10 protein-coding genes are annotated in these 16,509 nt (G+C 52.3%); 8 read left to right on the forward strand and 2 right to left on the reverse strand.

The window, feature by feature from the left end; all coding sequences use genetic code 11:
• The first annotated feature begins 119 nt into the window (after positions 1 to 119).
• On the forward strand, positions 120 to 2,285 hold the full coding sequence (locus HMPREF1051_RS03050) for a TonB-dependent siderophore receptor (protein ID WP_003764316.1): 2,166 nt from the start codon (positions 120 to 122) through the stop codon (positions 2,283 to 2,285).
• Between the two features lie 119 nt (positions 2,286 to 2,404).
• Here HMPREF1051_RS03050 and HMPREF1051_RS03055 read toward each other — a convergent pair whose 3' ends face one another.
• Positions 2,405 to 2,929, reverse strand: a complete 525-nt coding sequence (locus HMPREF1051_RS03055; RefSeq protein WP_003764304.1) for a hypothetical protein — start codon at positions 2,927 to 2,929, stop codon at positions 2,405 to 2,407.
• Positions 2,930 to 3,347: 418 nt separating this feature from the next.
• On the opposite strand from HMPREF1051_RS03055, the gene pepN reads away from it, so the two are divergent.
• The 6 genes from pepN (at position 3,348) to HMPREF1051_RS03090 (ending at position 12,427) form a co-directional block, all read left to right on the forward strand.
• On the forward strand, positions 3,348 to 5,951 hold the full coding sequence (pepN, locus tag HMPREF1051_RS03060) for an aminopeptidase N (RefSeq protein WP_003764315.1): 2,604 nt from the start codon (positions 3,348 to 3,350) through the stop codon (positions 5,949 to 5,951).
• 149 nt (positions 5,952 to 6,100) lie between these two features.
• The gene (locus tag HMPREF1051_RS03065) at positions 6,101 to 6,529 is read left to right on the forward strand and encodes a hypothetical protein (RefSeq protein ID WP_003764307.1); all 429 of its coding nucleotides are present in this window, start codon (positions 6,101 to 6,103) and stop codon (positions 6,527 to 6,529) included.
• 196 nt (positions 6,530 to 6,725) lie between these two features.
• Positions 6,726 to 7,829, forward strand: coding sequence for a tRNA 2-thiouridine(34) synthase MnmA (gene mnmA, locus HMPREF1051_RS03070; protein ID WP_003764311.1), 1,104 nt, complete (start codon positions 6,726 to 6,728; stop codon positions 7,827 to 7,829).
• Positions 7,830 to 7,934: 105 nt separating this feature from the next.
• Positions 7,935 to 9,608: an AMP-binding protein gene (locus tag HMPREF1051_RS03075; protein WP_003764320.1), complete on the forward strand. Its 1,674-nt coding sequence runs from the start codon at positions 7,935 to 7,937 to the stop codon at positions 9,606 to 9,608.
• 68 nt (positions 9,609 to 9,676) lie between these two features.
• Positions 9,677 to 10,657: a PhoH family protein gene (locus tag HMPREF1051_RS03080; RefSeq protein ID WP_003764318.1), complete on the forward strand. Its 981-nt coding sequence runs from the start codon at positions 9,677 to 9,679 to the stop codon at positions 10,655 to 10,657.
• 504 nt (positions 10,658 to 11,161) lie between these two features.
• Complete coding sequence (locus HMPREF1051_RS03090; protein WP_003764324.1) at positions 11,162 to 12,427, forward strand: Glu/Leu/Phe/Val family dehydrogenase; 1,266 nt, start codon at positions 11,162 to 11,164, stop codon at positions 12,425 to 12,427.
• 516 nt (positions 12,428 to 12,943) lie between these two features.
• Here the strand turns inward: HMPREF1051_RS03090 and ppsA are convergent.
• Positions 12,944 to 15,328 carry a phosphoenolpyruvate synthase gene (gene ppsA, locus HMPREF1051_RS03095; RefSeq protein ID WP_003757353.1) on the reverse strand — a complete coding sequence of 795 codons (2,385 nt, stop codon included), beginning with the start codon at positions 15,326 to 15,328 and terminating at the stop codon, positions 12,944 to 12,946.
• 418 nt (positions 15,329 to 15,746) lie between these two features.
• Here ppsA and HMPREF1051_RS03100 point away from each other — a divergent pair.
• Positions 15,747 to 16,509 (forward strand): pyruvate, water dikinase regulatory protein (locus HMPREF1051_RS03100; RefSeq protein WP_003764309.1); only part of this gene is annotated, 763 nt, incomplete at its 3' end.

Consider the following 16,509-nt stretch of genomic DNA (forward strand, 5'->3'; position numbering starts at 1 on the left):
ATAGTGGATTAAATTTAAATCAGGACAAGGCGACGAAGCCACAGACAGTACAGATAGTACGGCAAGGCGAGGCAACGCCGTACTGGTTTAAATTTAATCCACTATAATTAGGAGACACCATGCCATTATCTAAATTTCGTCCGGCGCGTTTGCCGGTTGCTGTTGCTGCGGCACTTTTATCCGCCTATTCCTTGGGTGCAGGGGATGGGGTTGAGCAGGTTGATTTGCCTACTGTCCAAGTACGGGGCGTTGGTAAACAGACAACCTCCAACTACACCATTCCGACTTCTTCCGCTGCCACAGGCATCCGCCTGACCCAGCGCGAAACGCCGCAGTCTTTGTCCGTCGTTACCGAAAAACAAATGGACGACCAAGGTTTGGATACCTTGCAGGACGTGTTGAAACAAACACCGGGCGTGTTCCACAGCAAAATGGGCAACAACGTTTCCGGCCACAGCCAATTTATTTCGCGCAGTCAGGCGATTGACAGCATTTCTGTGGACGGCGCGCCCAAATTTCTTTACGACGGTAAAGCCATACGCCGCGGCACCAACAATCTGGACAGCGCATTGTACGAACAAGTCGTCGTCGTGCGCGGCGCGAGCGGTTTGTCCAACGGCGGTATGGGCGAGCCGGGTGGTACGGTTGCTTTGGAACGCAAAAAACCGACTGCCAAACCCGCCGTCAGCGTGGAAGCCGGTGTCGGTTCGTGGAAACACTACCGCTTCGTCCTTGATGCCAATCATCCTCTGAATGCCGACAATACCTTGCGCGGACGCTCCATTTTGGTCAGCGACCACGGCGGCGATTACCTGCCGAACACTTCGCGCCACAACCACACTTTCTATGGCATTCTGTCCTACGACCTCACGCCGCAAACCCACTGGCGCGTCGGTACGGAGCTGCATCGTTTCCGCAATAACGGCAGCTCGCGTTTCAGCTATCTGACCGTAGCGGGAAACCGCAACGACGGATTCAAGCCGTTTGAATCTTCGCCGCGCAAGAACTCGTCCGCACGCTGGGCATACGGCAAAGACAACAGCGCCGAAGTATTCACTTCCCTCAGTCATGAGTTTGCCAACGGCTGGAGGTTGACGGGCGATTACAGCTATCTGACAGGTAAAAGCGACATCGTTTCAGGCATTGCTGGTACATACGAAATCAATCCTGATTACTCTGCGCTTTTCACTTCAGATCGTGACCGCAGCAAATACCGCGACCAAGATTTCTCGCTGACTTTGGACGGCGACTATCCCGCTTTCGGTCGTTCGCATGAATTTAATGCAGGTATCAGCTATCAGGGCAACCGAGAAAACCTGTCTTTCTATCAGGAAGGCGAATCGATTATTCCTGATTTGCGCCAATTTGACGGTAATGTTGCACAGCCCGATATGCCGTATTTGCGCGACGGTTTTACCAATATGAAAAACCTGTCGGTTTACGGCTCGACCCGTTTCAAACTGACTGACCGATTCGCCCTGATCGGTGGTGCACGTTTTGTAGACTGGCGATACCGTTACAGCACCAACCGCAACAAATTCGCTTACAGCAGCCACAAACAAAAAGTTTTCATTCCTTATCTGGGTGCAACCCTCGATATTGGTGAAAACTTAACTGCCTATGCGTCTTACACCACCATCTTCCGTCCGCAAGTGCGTTACCTGACCAAAAACGGCGCGGCGCTCGAACCGCAACGCGGCAAAACCTACGAGACCGGTTTGAAAGGCTCATGGTTTGACGGTCGTCTGAATGCTTCTGCGTCCGTCTTTATGAACAAACGCGACCATTTGGGCGTTTATGCGGGTAGATTGCCAAACGGCGAAGAATACTACCGCTCTGCTGATAAAACGACGACCAAGGGCTGGGAGCTTGCCGTCGGCGGACGCTTGAGCGACAGATGGCTGCTTAATGCTTCTTATGCACGTTCCAAAATCAAAGACAGCGAAGGCAAGCAACTGCATCCGTCTTATCCCGTTCATTTGTTCAAACTCTTCACGGCGTACGACGTAACCGACCGTTTGAACTTAGGCGCAAACGTCAACTGGCAAAGCCGCAGCCATACGCTGGACGAATATCCCGCAGATATCAATCCGGCTGCTGCCGCTGCATTGACCCAACGCCCATACGCTACGCTGGACTTGACCGCGCATTACAAAATCGGCAAATCCACCCAAATCGGTTTGGACTTTGAAAACGTGTTCAACAAACGCTACCGCACCATGCCCGACATCCACGTTTACGGCACGCCGCGCAGCCTGACCGCTACGTTGAAACACACGTTCTAAAGCAGGCAGAAGAAAAGGTCGTCTGAAAATCTCGATTTGAGGTTTTCAGACGACCTTTTGGTTTGTATGGCGTGTATTGGGGAGAAATTGGGTGGATGGTTTTCTCTAAAACGGCAATGCTATTGGGACGGGGCGCATTCTTGCAGCAGCAGGTTGTCCGTCATGTTGTCAGGCGTTTCTTCCGAGGCTTCATGATGAACCAGAAAACCGCCGTCTTCCTTGTAGAAATCGGTTTCCGTAAAGTTGCCGATTGTCCAAGTGTATTGACCGTCGCTAAAGGCGTTCAAATCTTCGTTGCTCATTTCGGGGCTGAAAGGTGCGACAAACTCGGCACCTTTAAAGCGCACTTGCGCCGCGGCGCCGTCATCCGTTTTGAAATAGCGGACTGATACGCTGCCGTTGTCTTTGCAGCGGTAGGTTTGCCATTTTGCCTGATCCAAACCGGTCAGATTTTGTGTGGCGGAAGGCGCGGAGGCTGATGCTGCCTCGGAAGCGGCGGCTTGTGCCGGGGCTTGGGAGGCTGCGGCTGCCGACGCATTTGAAGCTCCGGATGCGCTGGCTTCTGCCGCTTCGTTGCCGGCGCTGCAGGCGCATAACAATGCAGTCAATGTGGAACACAAAAGGAGCAAAGGTTTGGAAGACATATTTATCACACCTCAAAGATAATCAAAACCTGACGGATTGGAACGGGAATGCCGGTAAAGGTTCATCCGCTCCTTGTCGGATCGGGCGGTTGGCTGCCCGAAATCCTAAAGCAATTTCGGTCATTCCGCGATTGCCGATATGGCAACGGATTATACCCGTGCGGGGATGAAGGGGGCATTCTAACAGCGTAAACGGAAGACGGGGTCGTACCTGACTTTGTGGCATGAAATATTGGATAAAAGGTATTTTTGTGGGATGATGGGTGCGAAGTTTGTTATTTTGTTAAGATTGCATTTTCAGACGACCCAATAGGGGATGACAGCCGTCAGGACAAGGTACAGCGAAGCCGTCCGATGAAAGTTATCCACCCTATCTCTTTTCATTTCTTTAATTGATTCCTAACCCGAAAGCAAAACCATGAGCAAAACCGTCCGTTATCTGAAAGATTACCAAACGCCTGCCTACCGCATTCTCGAAACCGACCTGCATTTCGACATTGCCGAACCGCAAACCGTCGTGAAGTCGCGTTTGACGGTCGAGCCGCAGAGGGTAGGGGAGCCGCTGGTGTTGGACGGTTCGGCGAAACTCTTGTCCGTCAAAATCAACGGGGCGGCGGCGGATTATGTGTTGGAAGGCGAGACGCTGACGATTGCAGGCGTGCCGTCCGAACGCTTCACCGTCGAAGTGGAAACCGAAATCCTGCCGGCGGAAAACAAATCGCTGATGGGGCTGTATGCTTCCGGCGGCAATCTGTTTACCCAGTGCGAGCCGGAGGGCTTCCGCAAAATCACGTTTTACATCGACCGTCCGGATGTGATGTCCAAGTTCACGACCACCATCGTCGCGGACAAAAAACGCTATCCCGTTTTGCTTTCCAACGGCAACAAAATCGACGGCGGCGAGTTTTCAGACGACCGCCATTGGGTGAAATGGGAAGATCCGTTTGCCAAACCGAGCTATCTGTTTGCTTTGGTCGCGGGCGATTTGGCGGTCACGGAAGACCGTTTTACCACCATGAGCGGCAGAAACGTCAAAATCGAGTTTTACACCACCGAAGCGGACAAGCCCAAGGTCGGCTTTGCCGTGGAATCGTTGAAAAACGCGATGAAATGGGACGAAACGCGCTTCGGTTTGGAATACGACTTGGATATTTTTATGGTCGTCGCCGTGGGCGATTTCAATATGGGCGCGATGGAAAACAAGGGTTTGAACATTTTTAACACCAAGTTTGTCCTTGCCGACAGCCGCACCGCCACCGATACCGATTTCGAAGGCATCGAATCCGTGGTCGGACACGAGTATTTCCACAACTGGACGGGCAACCGCGTAACCTGCCGCGACTGGTTCCAGCTTTCGCTGAAGGAAGGGTTGACCGTGTTCCGCGACCAAGAATTTTCCGGCGACCGCGCCAGCCGCGCCGTGCGCCGCATCGAAAACATCCGCCTGCTGCGCCAGCACCAGTTCCCCGAAGACGCAGGCCCGACCGCCCATCCGGTGCGCCCCGCCAGCTATGAGGAGATGAACAATTTCTACACCATGACCGTTTATGAAAAAGGCGCGGAAGTGGTGCGGATGTATCACACCCTGCTCGGCGAAGAGGGTTTCCAGAAAGGCATGAAGCTCTATTTCCAACGCCACGACGGGCAGGCCGTTACCTGCGACGATTTCCGCGCGGCGATGGCGGACGCGAACGGCATTAATCTCGACCAGTTCGCCTTGTGGTACAGCCAGGCGGGAACGCCCGTCTTGGAAGCGGAAGGTCGTCTGAAAAACAATAGTTTTGAGTTGACCATTAAACAAACCGTGCCGCCCACGCCCGATATGGCGGACAAGCAGCCGATGATGATTCCCGTCAAAGTCGGGCTGCTGAACCGCAACGGCGAAGCGGTGGCATTCGATTATCAGGGCAAACGTGCGACCGAAGCCGTGTTGCTGCTGACCGAAGCCGAGCAGACCTTCCGGTTTGAAGGCGTAACCGAAGCCGTCGTTCCCTCGCTGCTGCGCGGCTTCAGCGCGCCGGTGCATCTGAACTATCCGTACAGCGACGACGACCTGCTGCTCCTGCTCGCCCATGACAGCGACGCTTTCACGCGCTGGGAAGCCGCCCAAACGCTCTACCGCCGCGCCGTCGCCGCCAACCTTGCCGCGCTTTCAGACGGCGTTGGGCTGCCGAAACACGAAAAACTGCTTGCCGCCGTCGAAAAAGTCATTTCAGACGACCTCTTGGACAACGCCTTCAAAGCCCTGCTTTTGGGTGTGCCGTCCGAGGCCGAACTGTGGGACGGCGCAGAAAACATCGACCCGCTGCGCTACCATCAGGCGCGCGAAGCCTTGTTGGATACGCTTGCCGTCCACTTCCTGCCGAAATGGCACGAATTGAACCGTCAGGCGGCGAAGCAGGAAAACCAAAGCTACGAGTACAGCCCTGAAACCGCCGGCTGGCGCACGTTGCGCAATGTCTGCCGCGCCTTCGTCCTGCGCGCCGACCCCGCGCACATCGAAACCGTTGCCGAAAAATACGGCGAAATGGCGCAAAACATGACCCACGAATGGGGCATCCTGTCCGCCGTCAACGGCAACGAAAGCGATACGCACAACCGCCTGCTGGCGCAGTTTGCCGACAAGTTTTCAGACGACGCGTTGGTAATGGACAAATATTTTGCCCTCGTCGGCTCAAGCCGCCGCAGCGACACCCTGCAACAGGTTCAAACCGCCTTGCAGCATCCGAAATTCAGCCTCGAAAACCCCAACAAAGCCCGTTCGCTCATCGGCAGCTTCAGCCGCAACGTCCCGCATTTCCACGCAGAAGACGGCAGCGGCTACCGCTTCATCGCCGACAAAGTCATCGAAATCGACCGCTTCAACCCGCAGGTCGCCGCCCGCTTAGTGCAGGCGTTCAACCTCTGCAACAAGCTCGAACCGCACCGTAAAAACTTGGTGAAACAAGAATTGCAGCGCATTCGGGCGCAAGAAGGCTTGTCGAAAGACGTGGGCGAAATCGTCGGCAAGATTTTGGATTGAGGTCGTCTGAAATGGTGATGAAAGTTATTGTAATGTGATAAAAAAGGTCGTCTGAAACTGTCATTTCAGACGACCTTTTGTGATAGACACATATTCTGCTTCGTCATAAAATGCCATCTGTTTATTATTGATTGAACGATGAGGCTAAAATGAAGAAATATATTCTTGCAGCGTGTGCATTATGGTTTGCAGGTCAAGCATTAGCCGCTGATTTTTCTGGAAATTGGGGGTATGAGCAAGAACTGGAAGATGGTATCTACGGTAAATATTTTAATATTAAACAATCACCGAAATACATTATTTCCGGAGAGTGGAATGAAGGCCGTTCTAATGGTCCGGGCGGCAGCGGCAAGGTAAAAGGCTATGTCAAACGCGGCAAACTGTATTTGAGCTATTGCAGCGAAGGCGACGATTCTTGGTACACGCATTGTCCGAAATATGAAAAAGACCGCGGATATTTCGTGCGGAGGAACGGACAGCTTGTCGAGTATTACAGTTTGCACGGAAAGCGCAATGCTTACAGAAAGGGCGATGTGTTCACCCGACAAAAAGAAAAAGCAGCCGACGCATCCGAATAAGCAAAAGGTCGTCTGAAAACCGACGGTAGCGGTTTCAGGCGGCTTTTTTTCTATCAAATATCATTCAATTTCTTGAATTTTCGATAAAACATCATTCAAGCCCCGTTTGCCTTATGGGGTAGCCTTCCTTATCCCTTCATCAAAATGTGCTAAAATCCGCCTTTAAAAACCGCTGTTTCCTACCCATATCCCTTTCATGGACATTACTCAACAACCTTCAAACATCATCGTCGGACTCTCCGGCGGTGTCGATTCCTCCGTAACCGCCGCCTTGCTCAAACAGCAGGGTTATCAAGTGCGCGGGGTGTTTATGCAAAACTGGGAGGACGACGACAATGACGAATATTGCAGCATCAAGCAAGACTCTTTCGATGCCATTGCCGTCGCCGACATCATCGGCATAGACATCGACATCGTCAATTTTGCCGCCCAATACAAAGACAACGTATTCGCCTATTTCCTCAAAGAATACAGCGCAGGGCGAACGCCGAATCCGGATGTGTTGTGTAACGCCGAAATCAAATTCAAATGCTTTTTGGACTACGCCATAGAGCAGGGCGCGGATACCATTGCCACGGGGCATTATGCGCGCAAAGAAGTCCGCAACGGCACTCATTACCTGCTCAAAGGTTTGGATCAAAACAAAGACCAAAGCTATTTCCTCTACCGCCTCAAGCCTTTCCAACTCGAGCGCGCGATTTTTCCGTTGGGCGGTTTGGAAAAACCTGAAGTCCGCCTCCTTGCCGCCGAATTTAATTTGCCGACTGCCGCCAAAAAAGACAGTACCGGCATCTGCTTCATCGGCGAGCGTCCGTTCCGCGAGTTCCTGCAAAAATACCTGCCGACCAACAACGGCAAAATGGTGACGCCCGAAGGCAAAACCGTCGGCGAACACGTCGGGCTGATGTTCTACACGCTCGGACAGCGCAAAGGATTGGGCATCGGCGGCGCGGGTGAACCGTGGTTTGTTGCCGCGAAGGATTTGACGAAAAACGAACTCATCGTCGTGCAAGGTCATGACCATCCGCTGCTCTATACCCGCAGCCTCGTCATGAACGATTTGAGTTTCACGCTGCCCGAACGGCCGAGAGAAGGGCGCTACACCTGCAAAACCCGCTACCGCATGGCGGACGCGCCCTGCGAATTGCGTTATCTCGATGATGAAACGGTCGAGCTGGTGTTCGACGAACCGCAATGGGCGGTAACGCCTGGTCAATCCGCCGTGCTGTACGACGGCGACGTCTGCTTGGGCGGCGGCATTATCATGTCCACAGATAAGCCCGTCATTATTACTGCTTGAATAAAAAAGATAAAAGGTCGTCTGAAAACTATTGCGACGGGTTTGCTCCCGCCTTTTCAGACGACCTCAAGACAACCATAAAACCAACGAAACAAGATTATTTATATGGAAAAACTCTGGCTCAACAGCTACGAACAAGGTGTCAATGCCGAAATCGACATCACGCAATATAGTTCGATCAGCGACGTATTCCGTCAAAGCGTTGAAAAATTCGCGCATCAACCCGCGTTTCAAAACATGGGCAAAACGCTCACTTACGCCGAAGTCGGCAAGCTGGCGGAAAATTTCGCTTCCTATCTGCAAAACGTCCTGAAGCTGCCGCGCGGCGAGCGCGTGGCGATTATGCTGCCCAACCTGCTGCAATACCCGATTGCGCTTTTCGGCATCCTGCAGGCGGGGCTGGTGGCGGTAAACACCAATCCGCTCTACACCCCGCGCGAGCTGGAGCATCAGTTGAAAGACAGCGGCGCGACCACTATCATCGTTTTGGAAAATTTTGCCAACACGCTGGAGCTGGTGCTACCGCGCACGCAAATCAAACACGTCATCGTCGCTTCTGTCGGAGAAATGTTCGGTTTCTTCAAAGGCACGCTGATGAATTTCGTGCTGCGCAAAATCAAAAAAATGGTGCCCGAATACCGTATTTCCGGCGCCATCCCTTTTCAGACGACCCTGAAAGAAGGTGCGGCACATACCTTCCGCCCCGTTACCCTGACCCGCGAAGATACCGCGCTGTTGCAATACACGGGCGGCACGACCGGCGTGGCAAAAGGCGCCATCCTCAGCCACGGCAACATCTGCGCCAATATGCTGCAGGCGAAAGAATGGATTAAGAACCAACTGCGCGAAGGCAAAGAAACCGTCATCGCCGCGCTGCCGCTTTACCACATCTTCGCCCTGACGGTGAACCTGATGATTTTCACCAACGCCGGTTCCAAAATCATCCTGATTACCAACCCGCGCGACATGAAAGGCTTTATCGGCGAACTCAAAAAAGAGCGCATCAGCGTCTTCATCGGCGTGAACACCCTGTTTAACGGCATGGTCAACCAACCTGATTTCGCCACCGTCGATTTCTCCAACCTGCGCCTGACTTTGGGCGGCGGCATGGCGACTCAAAAAGCCGTCGCCGAAAAATGGAAAAAAATCACCGGTACGCCCATCGTCGAAGCCTACGGTCTGACCGAAGCCAGCCCCGGCGTGTGCTGCAACCCGCTCAATATCGAAACGTATAGCGGCGGCATCGGACTGCCCGTTCCCTCCACCGAAGTCGAATTGCGAGATGCGAACGGCAAAGAAGTCGGCATCGGACAGCCAGGCGAACTTTGGGTGCGCGGCCCGCAAGTGATGAAAGGCTACTGGAACCGTCCCGAAGAAACCGCTAAAACCATAGACGCGCGCGGCTTTTTGGAAACCGGCGACATCGCCGTCATGGACGAAAAAGGCTGGCTGAAACTGGTTGACCGCAAAAAAGACCTCATCGTCGTTTCCGGTTTCAACGTTTATCCGAACGAAATCGAAGAAGTCGTTTCACACAACGATAAAGTCATGGAAGTCGCCTGTATCGGCGTGCCCAACGAAAAAACAGGCGAAGCCCTCAAAGTCTTCGTCGTCAAAAAAGACCCAAGCCTGACCAAAGAAGAACTCATCGAATTCTGCCGTACCGAGCTGACCGCTTATAAAGTGCCGAAAGACATCGAGTTCCGCGACGAATTGCCCAAGTCCAACGTCGGCAAAATCCTGCGCCGCGAGCTTCGCGAACAGGCGCAAAACAAATAACACCGAAAGGTCGTCTGAAAAGCATCCCGCACCTTTCAGACGACCTTTAATCATCATGGAAACAAGATATGACCCATACCGTCCATCTTCAATTTGAAGACATCGACAACACCGTCCTCCAACGCCTCTGCGGCGCGCTCGACGGCAACCTCGAAGCCTTGGGCAAAGCCCTCGATATCCAAATCAGACGCCGCTTCGAACACTTCACCTTCATGGGCGAACTCGCCCACGCCGGCCGCCGCGCCTTGCTCGCGCTCGCCGAAGCCGCCGAACAAGGCGATTTGGACGACAACGCCATCCGCCTCGCTGCCGTCGAAGCCAAAACCGCCGACGAGAAACACGAAGAAAAACATCACGACCAACAATATTATTTCCGCACCAAACGCGGCAGCATAGGCGGGCGCACCCCGCGCCAAAACGGCTACATCCGCGCCTTGTTAAACCACGACGTCGTCTTCGGATTGGGCCCCGCGGGTACGGGCAAAACCTATCTCGCCGTCGCCGCCGCCGTCGATGCCATGGAAAAACACCAAATCGAGCGCATCGTCCTCGTCCGTCCCGCCGTCGAAGCAGGCGAAAAACTCGGCTTCCTGCCCGGCGATTTGGCGCAAAAAGTCGACCCCTACCTGCGCCCGCTCTACGACGCGCTCTACGACCTGATGGGCTTCGACCGCGTGACCAAACTGATGGAAAAAGGCCTGATCGAAATTGCCCCGCTCGCCTACATGCGCGGCCGCACGCTCAACGGCGCGTATGTGATTCTGGACGAAGCGCAAAACACCACGCCCGAACAGATGAAAATGTTCCTGACCCGCATCGGCTTCGGCGCGAAAGCCGTCATCACCGGCGACATCAGCCAAATCGACCTCCCGCGCAACGTCAAATCCGGCCTGAAAGACGCCCGCGAAAAACTGCGTGATGTGGAAGGGCTGTATTTCCACACCTTCACCAGCGAAGACGTCGTCCGTCATCCGCTGGTACAGAAAATTGTGGAAGCGTATGAAGCGGCAGAAGAGCAAGCCGAAAGAAGCAGCGCCGCCGAACGGTAAACGATGAGGTTCAAAAAGGTCGTCTGAAAACCTGAAACATGGGTTTTCAGACGACCTTTTTCATATTTTATAGTGGATTAACTTTAAATCAGGACAAGGCGAGGTAACGCCGTCCTGGTTTAAAGTTAATCCACTATATTAAAGTCAAAATGGATGAAGCAGCCCATCTTGTTATGCCTTATTTTGTGCTGCCGAAAATTGGATATTGTTAACAATATTATCGAGTCTGAAATGCGGTCGTTGCTGTTTTTAAAGCATCAGCCTGATGATATAAAATTTCAGACGATTTTTTTAAAAACAAGGGCTTTAGTTTTAGTAGCCGATTTTGGCGGCGATATCAGGCAACGGGGTGTCAGGTTTCAGAGGTCGTCTGAAAATAAATTCATATATAAATTAATCAATTTTGAAAATACTGACTACATGCTATTACATTTCATTTGGAAATTGGTTATAGTTACAACTGTGAAGCCCTTAAATTTCAACCAGACATAAGAAGGAAGAGAAATGTCCCAATCCGCCGCAAAAGAAACCCTTAACCCTTTCGAAATCGCCCGCAAACAGGTCAAAACCGCCTGCGACCGACTCAATGCCGACCCTGCGGTGTATGAAATCCTGAAAAGCCCGCAACGCGTTTTGGAAGTTACCTTCCCCGTCAAACTCGACAACGGCACGGTCAAAACCTTCACCGGCTACCGTTCGCAACACAACAACGCCGTCGGCCCGTACAAAGGCGGCGTGCGCTTCCATCCCAATGTGAATTTGGACGAAGTCAAAGCCCTGTCGATTTGGATGACCATCAAATGTTGCGTTGCGGGCATTCCTTATGGCGGCGGCAAAGGTGGCATTACTTTGGATCCGCGCGATTATTCCGAAACAGAGTTGGAACGCATTGCACGAGCTTATTCCGAAGCCATTTCCCCGCTCATCGGCGAGAAAATCGATATTCCCGCTCCCGATGTGAACACTAACGGCAAAATCATGTCGTGGATGGTTGATGCCTACGAAAACATCGTTAAAAAATCCGCGCCGGGTGTGTTCACCGGCAAACCGGTTGAATTCGGCGGCTCTTTGGCGCGTACCGAAGCGACAGGTTACGGCGTGAACTTTGCCGCCGTCCAAGCTTTGGAAAAACTCGGCAAAGACGTCAAAGGCGCGACCTACGCCATTCAGGGCTTCGGCAATGTGGGCTATCACACAGGCTATTACGCGCATCAATCCGGCGCGAAAGTCGTTGCCGTTTCCACCGTTGACGTCGCCATCTACAACGAAAACGGCTTGGATATGGAAGCCCTCTTCAAAGAGTATCAGGCCAACGGCTTTATCACTAACAAAGCCGGCTACGGCAAGGAAATCAGCAACGCCGAACTCTTGGCGCTGGATGTGGACGTACTCGCCCCTTGCGCACTGGAAAACCAACTGACTTCCGAAAACGCCGGCAAAGTCCGCGCCAAAATCGTGGTCGAAGGCGCAAACGGTCCGACTACGCCCGAAGCGGATGCTATCCTGCGTCAAAATGGTGTATTGGTCGTCCCCGATATTCTGGCGAACTGCGGCGGCGTGGTCGTTTCCTATTTTGAATGGGTGCAAAACCTGCAAGGCTATTATTGGGAATTTGACGAAGTTCAGGAAAAAGAAACCGTCGTCCTGCGCCGCGCGTTCCGCGATATTTGGAATCTGGCGCAAGAGTATGACGTGGACCTGCGTACCGCGTCTTACATGATGAGTATCCGCCGCGTTGAAAAAGCGATGAAACTGCGCGGTTGGTACTGATCAAATTTTGAAGCGTTAGCTTGAGAAAAGGTCGTCTGAAAAATTTTCAGACGACCTTTTGGCTTTTGGGTCGAGACATTAAACAACGATAAAGGTTTTATAGTGGATTAACTTTAAACCAGTACGGCGTTGCTTCGCCTTAGCTCAAAGAGAACGATTCTCTAAGGTGCTGAAGCACCAAGTGAATCGGTTCCGTACTATAGTGGATTAAAATAAAAATGAGACAAGGCGGCAACGCCCGCCGTGTACGGGTAGTACATAAGGGCGTTGGCAACGCCGTATCATTGCAATTTTAATCCACTATATTTGTACTGTCTGCGGCTTCGTCGCCTCGTCCTGATTTAAAGTTAATCCACTATATCTAAGGAGGGTCGTCTGAAAACCTGAAATCATGTGTTTCAGACGACCCCGTATGGTTTGATGATCGATGCGGTAAGGTATGTTTGATGTAGCACCTATTACATAAAATCCCCCGAATGTTTCCAATCGGGGGATTGTTCAATGTTGATAAAAAACTTATTTATTCAGCTCATTAGCCAAATACAGCCAAGTTTCGATGACGGTATCCGGATTCAAGGAAACGCTTTCGATGCCTTCTTGAACCAGCCATTTGGCGAAGTCCGGATGGTCTGACGGGCCTTGACCGCAGATACCGACGTATTTGTTTTGTTTGCGGCAGGCAGAGATTGCCAAATGCAGCATCACTTTGACGGCAGGGTTGCGTTCGTCAAACGATTCGGACACCAAGCCGCTGTCGCGGTCGAGGCCGAGGGTCAGCTGGGTCATGTCGTTGGAACCGATAGAGAAGCCGTCGAAGTATTGCAGGAATTGTTCTGCCAATACCGCGTTGCTCGGCAGTTCGCACATCATGATCAGGCGCAGGCCGTTTTTGCCGCGTTCCAAACCGTTTTCTTTCAAGGCTTTGACGACGGCTTCGGCTTCGCCCAAAGTGCGGACGAACGGGATCATGATTTCGACGTTGGTCAGACCCATTTCGTCACGGACGCGTTTGAGGGCTTTGCATTCGAGCGCGAAGCAGTCTTTGAAGCTTTCGGCGACATAACGCGCCGCACCACGGAAGCCCAGCATCGGGTTTTCTTCGTGCGGTTCGTAAATGCTGCCGCCGACCAAGTTGGCGTATTCGTTGGATTTGAAGTCGGACATACGGACGATGGTTTTACGCGGATAAACCGATGCGGCCAATGTTGCCACGCCTTCGGCGATTTTATCGACGTAGAAGTCGACAGGGGAGGCGTAGCCGGCGATGCGGCGGGTAATTTCCGCTTTCAATTCATCGTCTTGTTTGTCAAATTCCAACAAGGCTTTCGGGTGGATGCCGATTTGGCGGTTGATGATGAATTCCATGCGTGCCAAGCCGATGCCTTCGCTCGGCAGGTTGGCGAAGCTGAATGCGAGTTCGGGGTTGCCGACGTTCATCATGACTTTAACTGGCGCTTTGGGCATATTGTCCAAGGCAACGTCGGTGATTTGTACGTCCAGCAGGCCGGAATAGATGAAGCCCGTATCGCCTTCGGCACAGGATACGGTAACTTCTTGACCGTTGCTCAGCAATTCGGTCGCATTGCCGCAGCCGACTACGGCAGGAATACCCAGTTCGCGCGCGATGATGGCGGCGTGGCAGGTGCGGCCGCCGCGGTTGGTGACGATGGCAGAAGCGCGTTTCATTACCGGCTCCCAATCCGGGTCGGTCATGTCGGTAACGAGTACGTCACCTGCTTCAACGGAATCCATTTCGGAGGCGTCTTTCACCAAGCGGACTTTGCCTTGACCGACTTTTTGACCGATGGCGCGGCCTTCGCACAAGACGTTTTTGTCGCCGTTGATGTCGAAGCGGCGCAGGTTGCGGCTGCTTTCTTCTTGGGATTTTACGGTTTCGGGGCGGGCTTGCAGGATGTAGAGTTTGCCGTCCAAGCCGTCACGGCCCCACTCGATATCCATCGGGCGGCCGTAGTGTTTTTCGATTGTCAGCGCGTAGTGTGCCAACTCGGTGATTTCTTCGTCGGTAATGGAGAAACGGTTGCGGTCTTCTTCAGGAACATCGACGTTCATCACGGATTTACCGGCTTCTGCTTTGTCGGTAAAGATCATTTTGATTTGTTTCGAACCCATGGTTTTGCGCAGGATGGCAGGTTTGCCCGCTTTCAGCGTGGGTTTGAATACATAGAATTCATCGGGGTTGACCGCGCCTTGTACGACGTTTTCGCCCAGACCGTAAGATGAAGTCACGAAAACGACTTGGTCGAAGCCGGATTCGGTGTCGAGGGTGAACATGACGCCGGACGCGCCGCTGTCAGAACGCACCATGCGTTGCACGCCTGCGGAGAGGGCGACGATGTCGTGTTCGAAGCCTTTATGTACGCGGTAGGAGATGGCCCGGTCGTTGTACAAAGAGGCGAATACATGGCGCATGGCTTCTTTGACGTTTTCTAAGCCGTTGATATTCAGGAAGGTTTCCTGTTGACCTGCAAACGATGCGTCGGGCAGGTCTTCGGCGGTCGCAGAAGAACGGACGGCAACGGAAATATCCGCGCCGCCTGCGTCTGCAACCATTTTGTTCCATGCCGTTTCGATTTCGGCATCCAGTTGTTCGGGGAAGGGCGTATCCAAAATCCATTGGCGGATTTCTTTACCGACGCGCGCCAGTTCGGCGACATCTTCCACATCCAGTTGTGCCAGTGCGGCGGAAATACGCTCGCTCAGTCCGTTGTGCGCCAAAAATGCGCGGTAGGCTTCGGCAGTAGTGGCAAAGCCGCCGGGGACGCGGACGCCTTTTTCAGTCAGCTGACTGATCATTTCACCTAGGGAGGCGTTTTTGCCGCCCACGCTTTCAACATCAGTCATACGCAGGTTTTCAAACCAAATTACGTAGTTGTCAGCCATTTGTGTGTCCAATCCAAGATATGTTAAAAAAGAAACGAATACGCTTTGTTATTTTAAGCGATTCAAACGACCGCTGTCATGCTTTTTCTGTCTCGATTTATTTGCGGGTCGTCTGAAAAATTGCGGGCTTCAGGCGTGTAGTCAAATGAAATCTGATGGGAAAACCAGTATTCCTGTTGTCTATTTCTTTGTAAAACATAAGGTTTGAAATAGATTAATGACTGATTGGTAGAGTTTGGAAAGGTTTTGGATGGGTATAAAATTTTAAGATAATTCGATTATTAAAATAAAAATGCGTTTAAAGGTGGGTTTAATTGCGTTGTAGTTGGGTGTAATTTAAGCGTATTCCCTTTATTTAGAAGGTTTCAGCTGCTATGATAACCGTCTGCAACTGTCTTAAATTTCAAAGGATGACTGAATGACCGCCCCGCGCCATGTGTTTTATATTTCCGACCGTACTGGCCTGACTGCTGAAAATATCGGTGAGGCACTGCTGAATCAGTTTGGCAGAATCGAATTCAAACGCCACACCTATCCCTTCATCGATACGCCTGAAAAAGCGCGTACCGTCGTCGAAATAGTCAACCGCAATGCTCAGGAAAACGGTTTGCGTCCGATTGCCTTCGTCAGTGTCGTCAATGACGAAATCCGTGAAATCATCAAAAAAGCGGGTGCTTTCCATATCAATTTTTTCGAAACCTTCCTTGGGCTTTTGGAAAAAGAACTCAACACCGAGGCGGTTGCCGCCGAGCAGGGGCACCACAGTATCGGCAATACGCAACGCTACGATGCGCGTATGGAGGCGGTCAATTTCTCGCTCAACCACGACGACGGCGTCAGCGATAAAAACCTGAAAGAAGCCGATGTGATTTTGATGGGCGTATCGCGTTCGGGCAAAACGCCGACTTGTCTTTACCTTGCCTTGCAATACGGTATCCGCGCCGCCAATTACCCGCTGATTCCCGACGATTTGGAATCCACCGACCTGCCGCGCATGGTCAAACCTTACAAAGACAAACTGTTCGGCCTGACCATTCAACCCGAACGCCTGCAGGCCATCCGTCAAGAGCGCCGTCCGAATTCGACTTATGCCAAAATCGATACCTGCCGCAGTGAGATTGCCGATGCGCAAAATATGTTTAAACGTCACGGTATTCCGTTCACCAATACGACCGATAAAT

Source organism: Neisseria sicca VK64, from assembly GCF_000260655.1.
Taxonomy (GTDB): Bacteria; Pseudomonadota; Gammaproteobacteria; order Burkholderiales; family Neisseriaceae; genus Neisseria; species Neisseria sicca_B.

Bases quoted from the DNA above. Each gene is read 5' to 3' on its own strand.
- HMPREF1051_RS03050 (WP_003764316.1), top strand. From the start codon at position 120: ATGCCATTATCTAAATTTCGTCCGGCGCGTTTGCCGGTTGCTGTTGCT.
- HMPREF1051_RS03055 (WP_003764304.1), bottom strand. From the start codon at position 2,929: ATGTCTTCCAAACCTTTGCTCCTTTTGTGTTCCACATTGACTGCATTG.
- pepN (WP_003764315.1), top strand. From the start codon at position 3,348: ATGAGCAAAACCGTCCGTTATCTGAAAGATTACCAAACGCCTGCCTAC.
- HMPREF1051_RS03065 (WP_003764307.1), top strand. From the start codon at position 6,101: ATGAAGAAATATATTCTTGCAGCGTGTGCATTATGGTTTGCAGGTCAA.
- mnmA (WP_003764311.1), top strand. From the start codon at position 6,726: ATGGACATTACTCAACAACCTTCAAACATCATCGTCGGACTCTCCGGC.
- HMPREF1051_RS03075 (WP_003764320.1), top strand. From the start codon at position 7,935: ATGGAAAAACTCTGGCTCAACAGCTACGAACAAGGTGTCAATGCCGAA.
- HMPREF1051_RS03080 (WP_003764318.1), top strand. From the start codon at position 9,677: ATGACCCATACCGTCCATCTTCAATTTGAAGACATCGACAACACCGTC.
- HMPREF1051_RS03090 (WP_003764324.1), top strand. From the start codon at position 11,162: ATGTCCCAATCCGCCGCAAAAGAAACCCTTAACCCTTTCGAAATCGCC.
- ppsA (WP_003757353.1), bottom strand. From the start codon at position 15,328: ATGGCTGACAACTACGTAATTTGGTTTGAAAACCTGCGTATGACTGAT.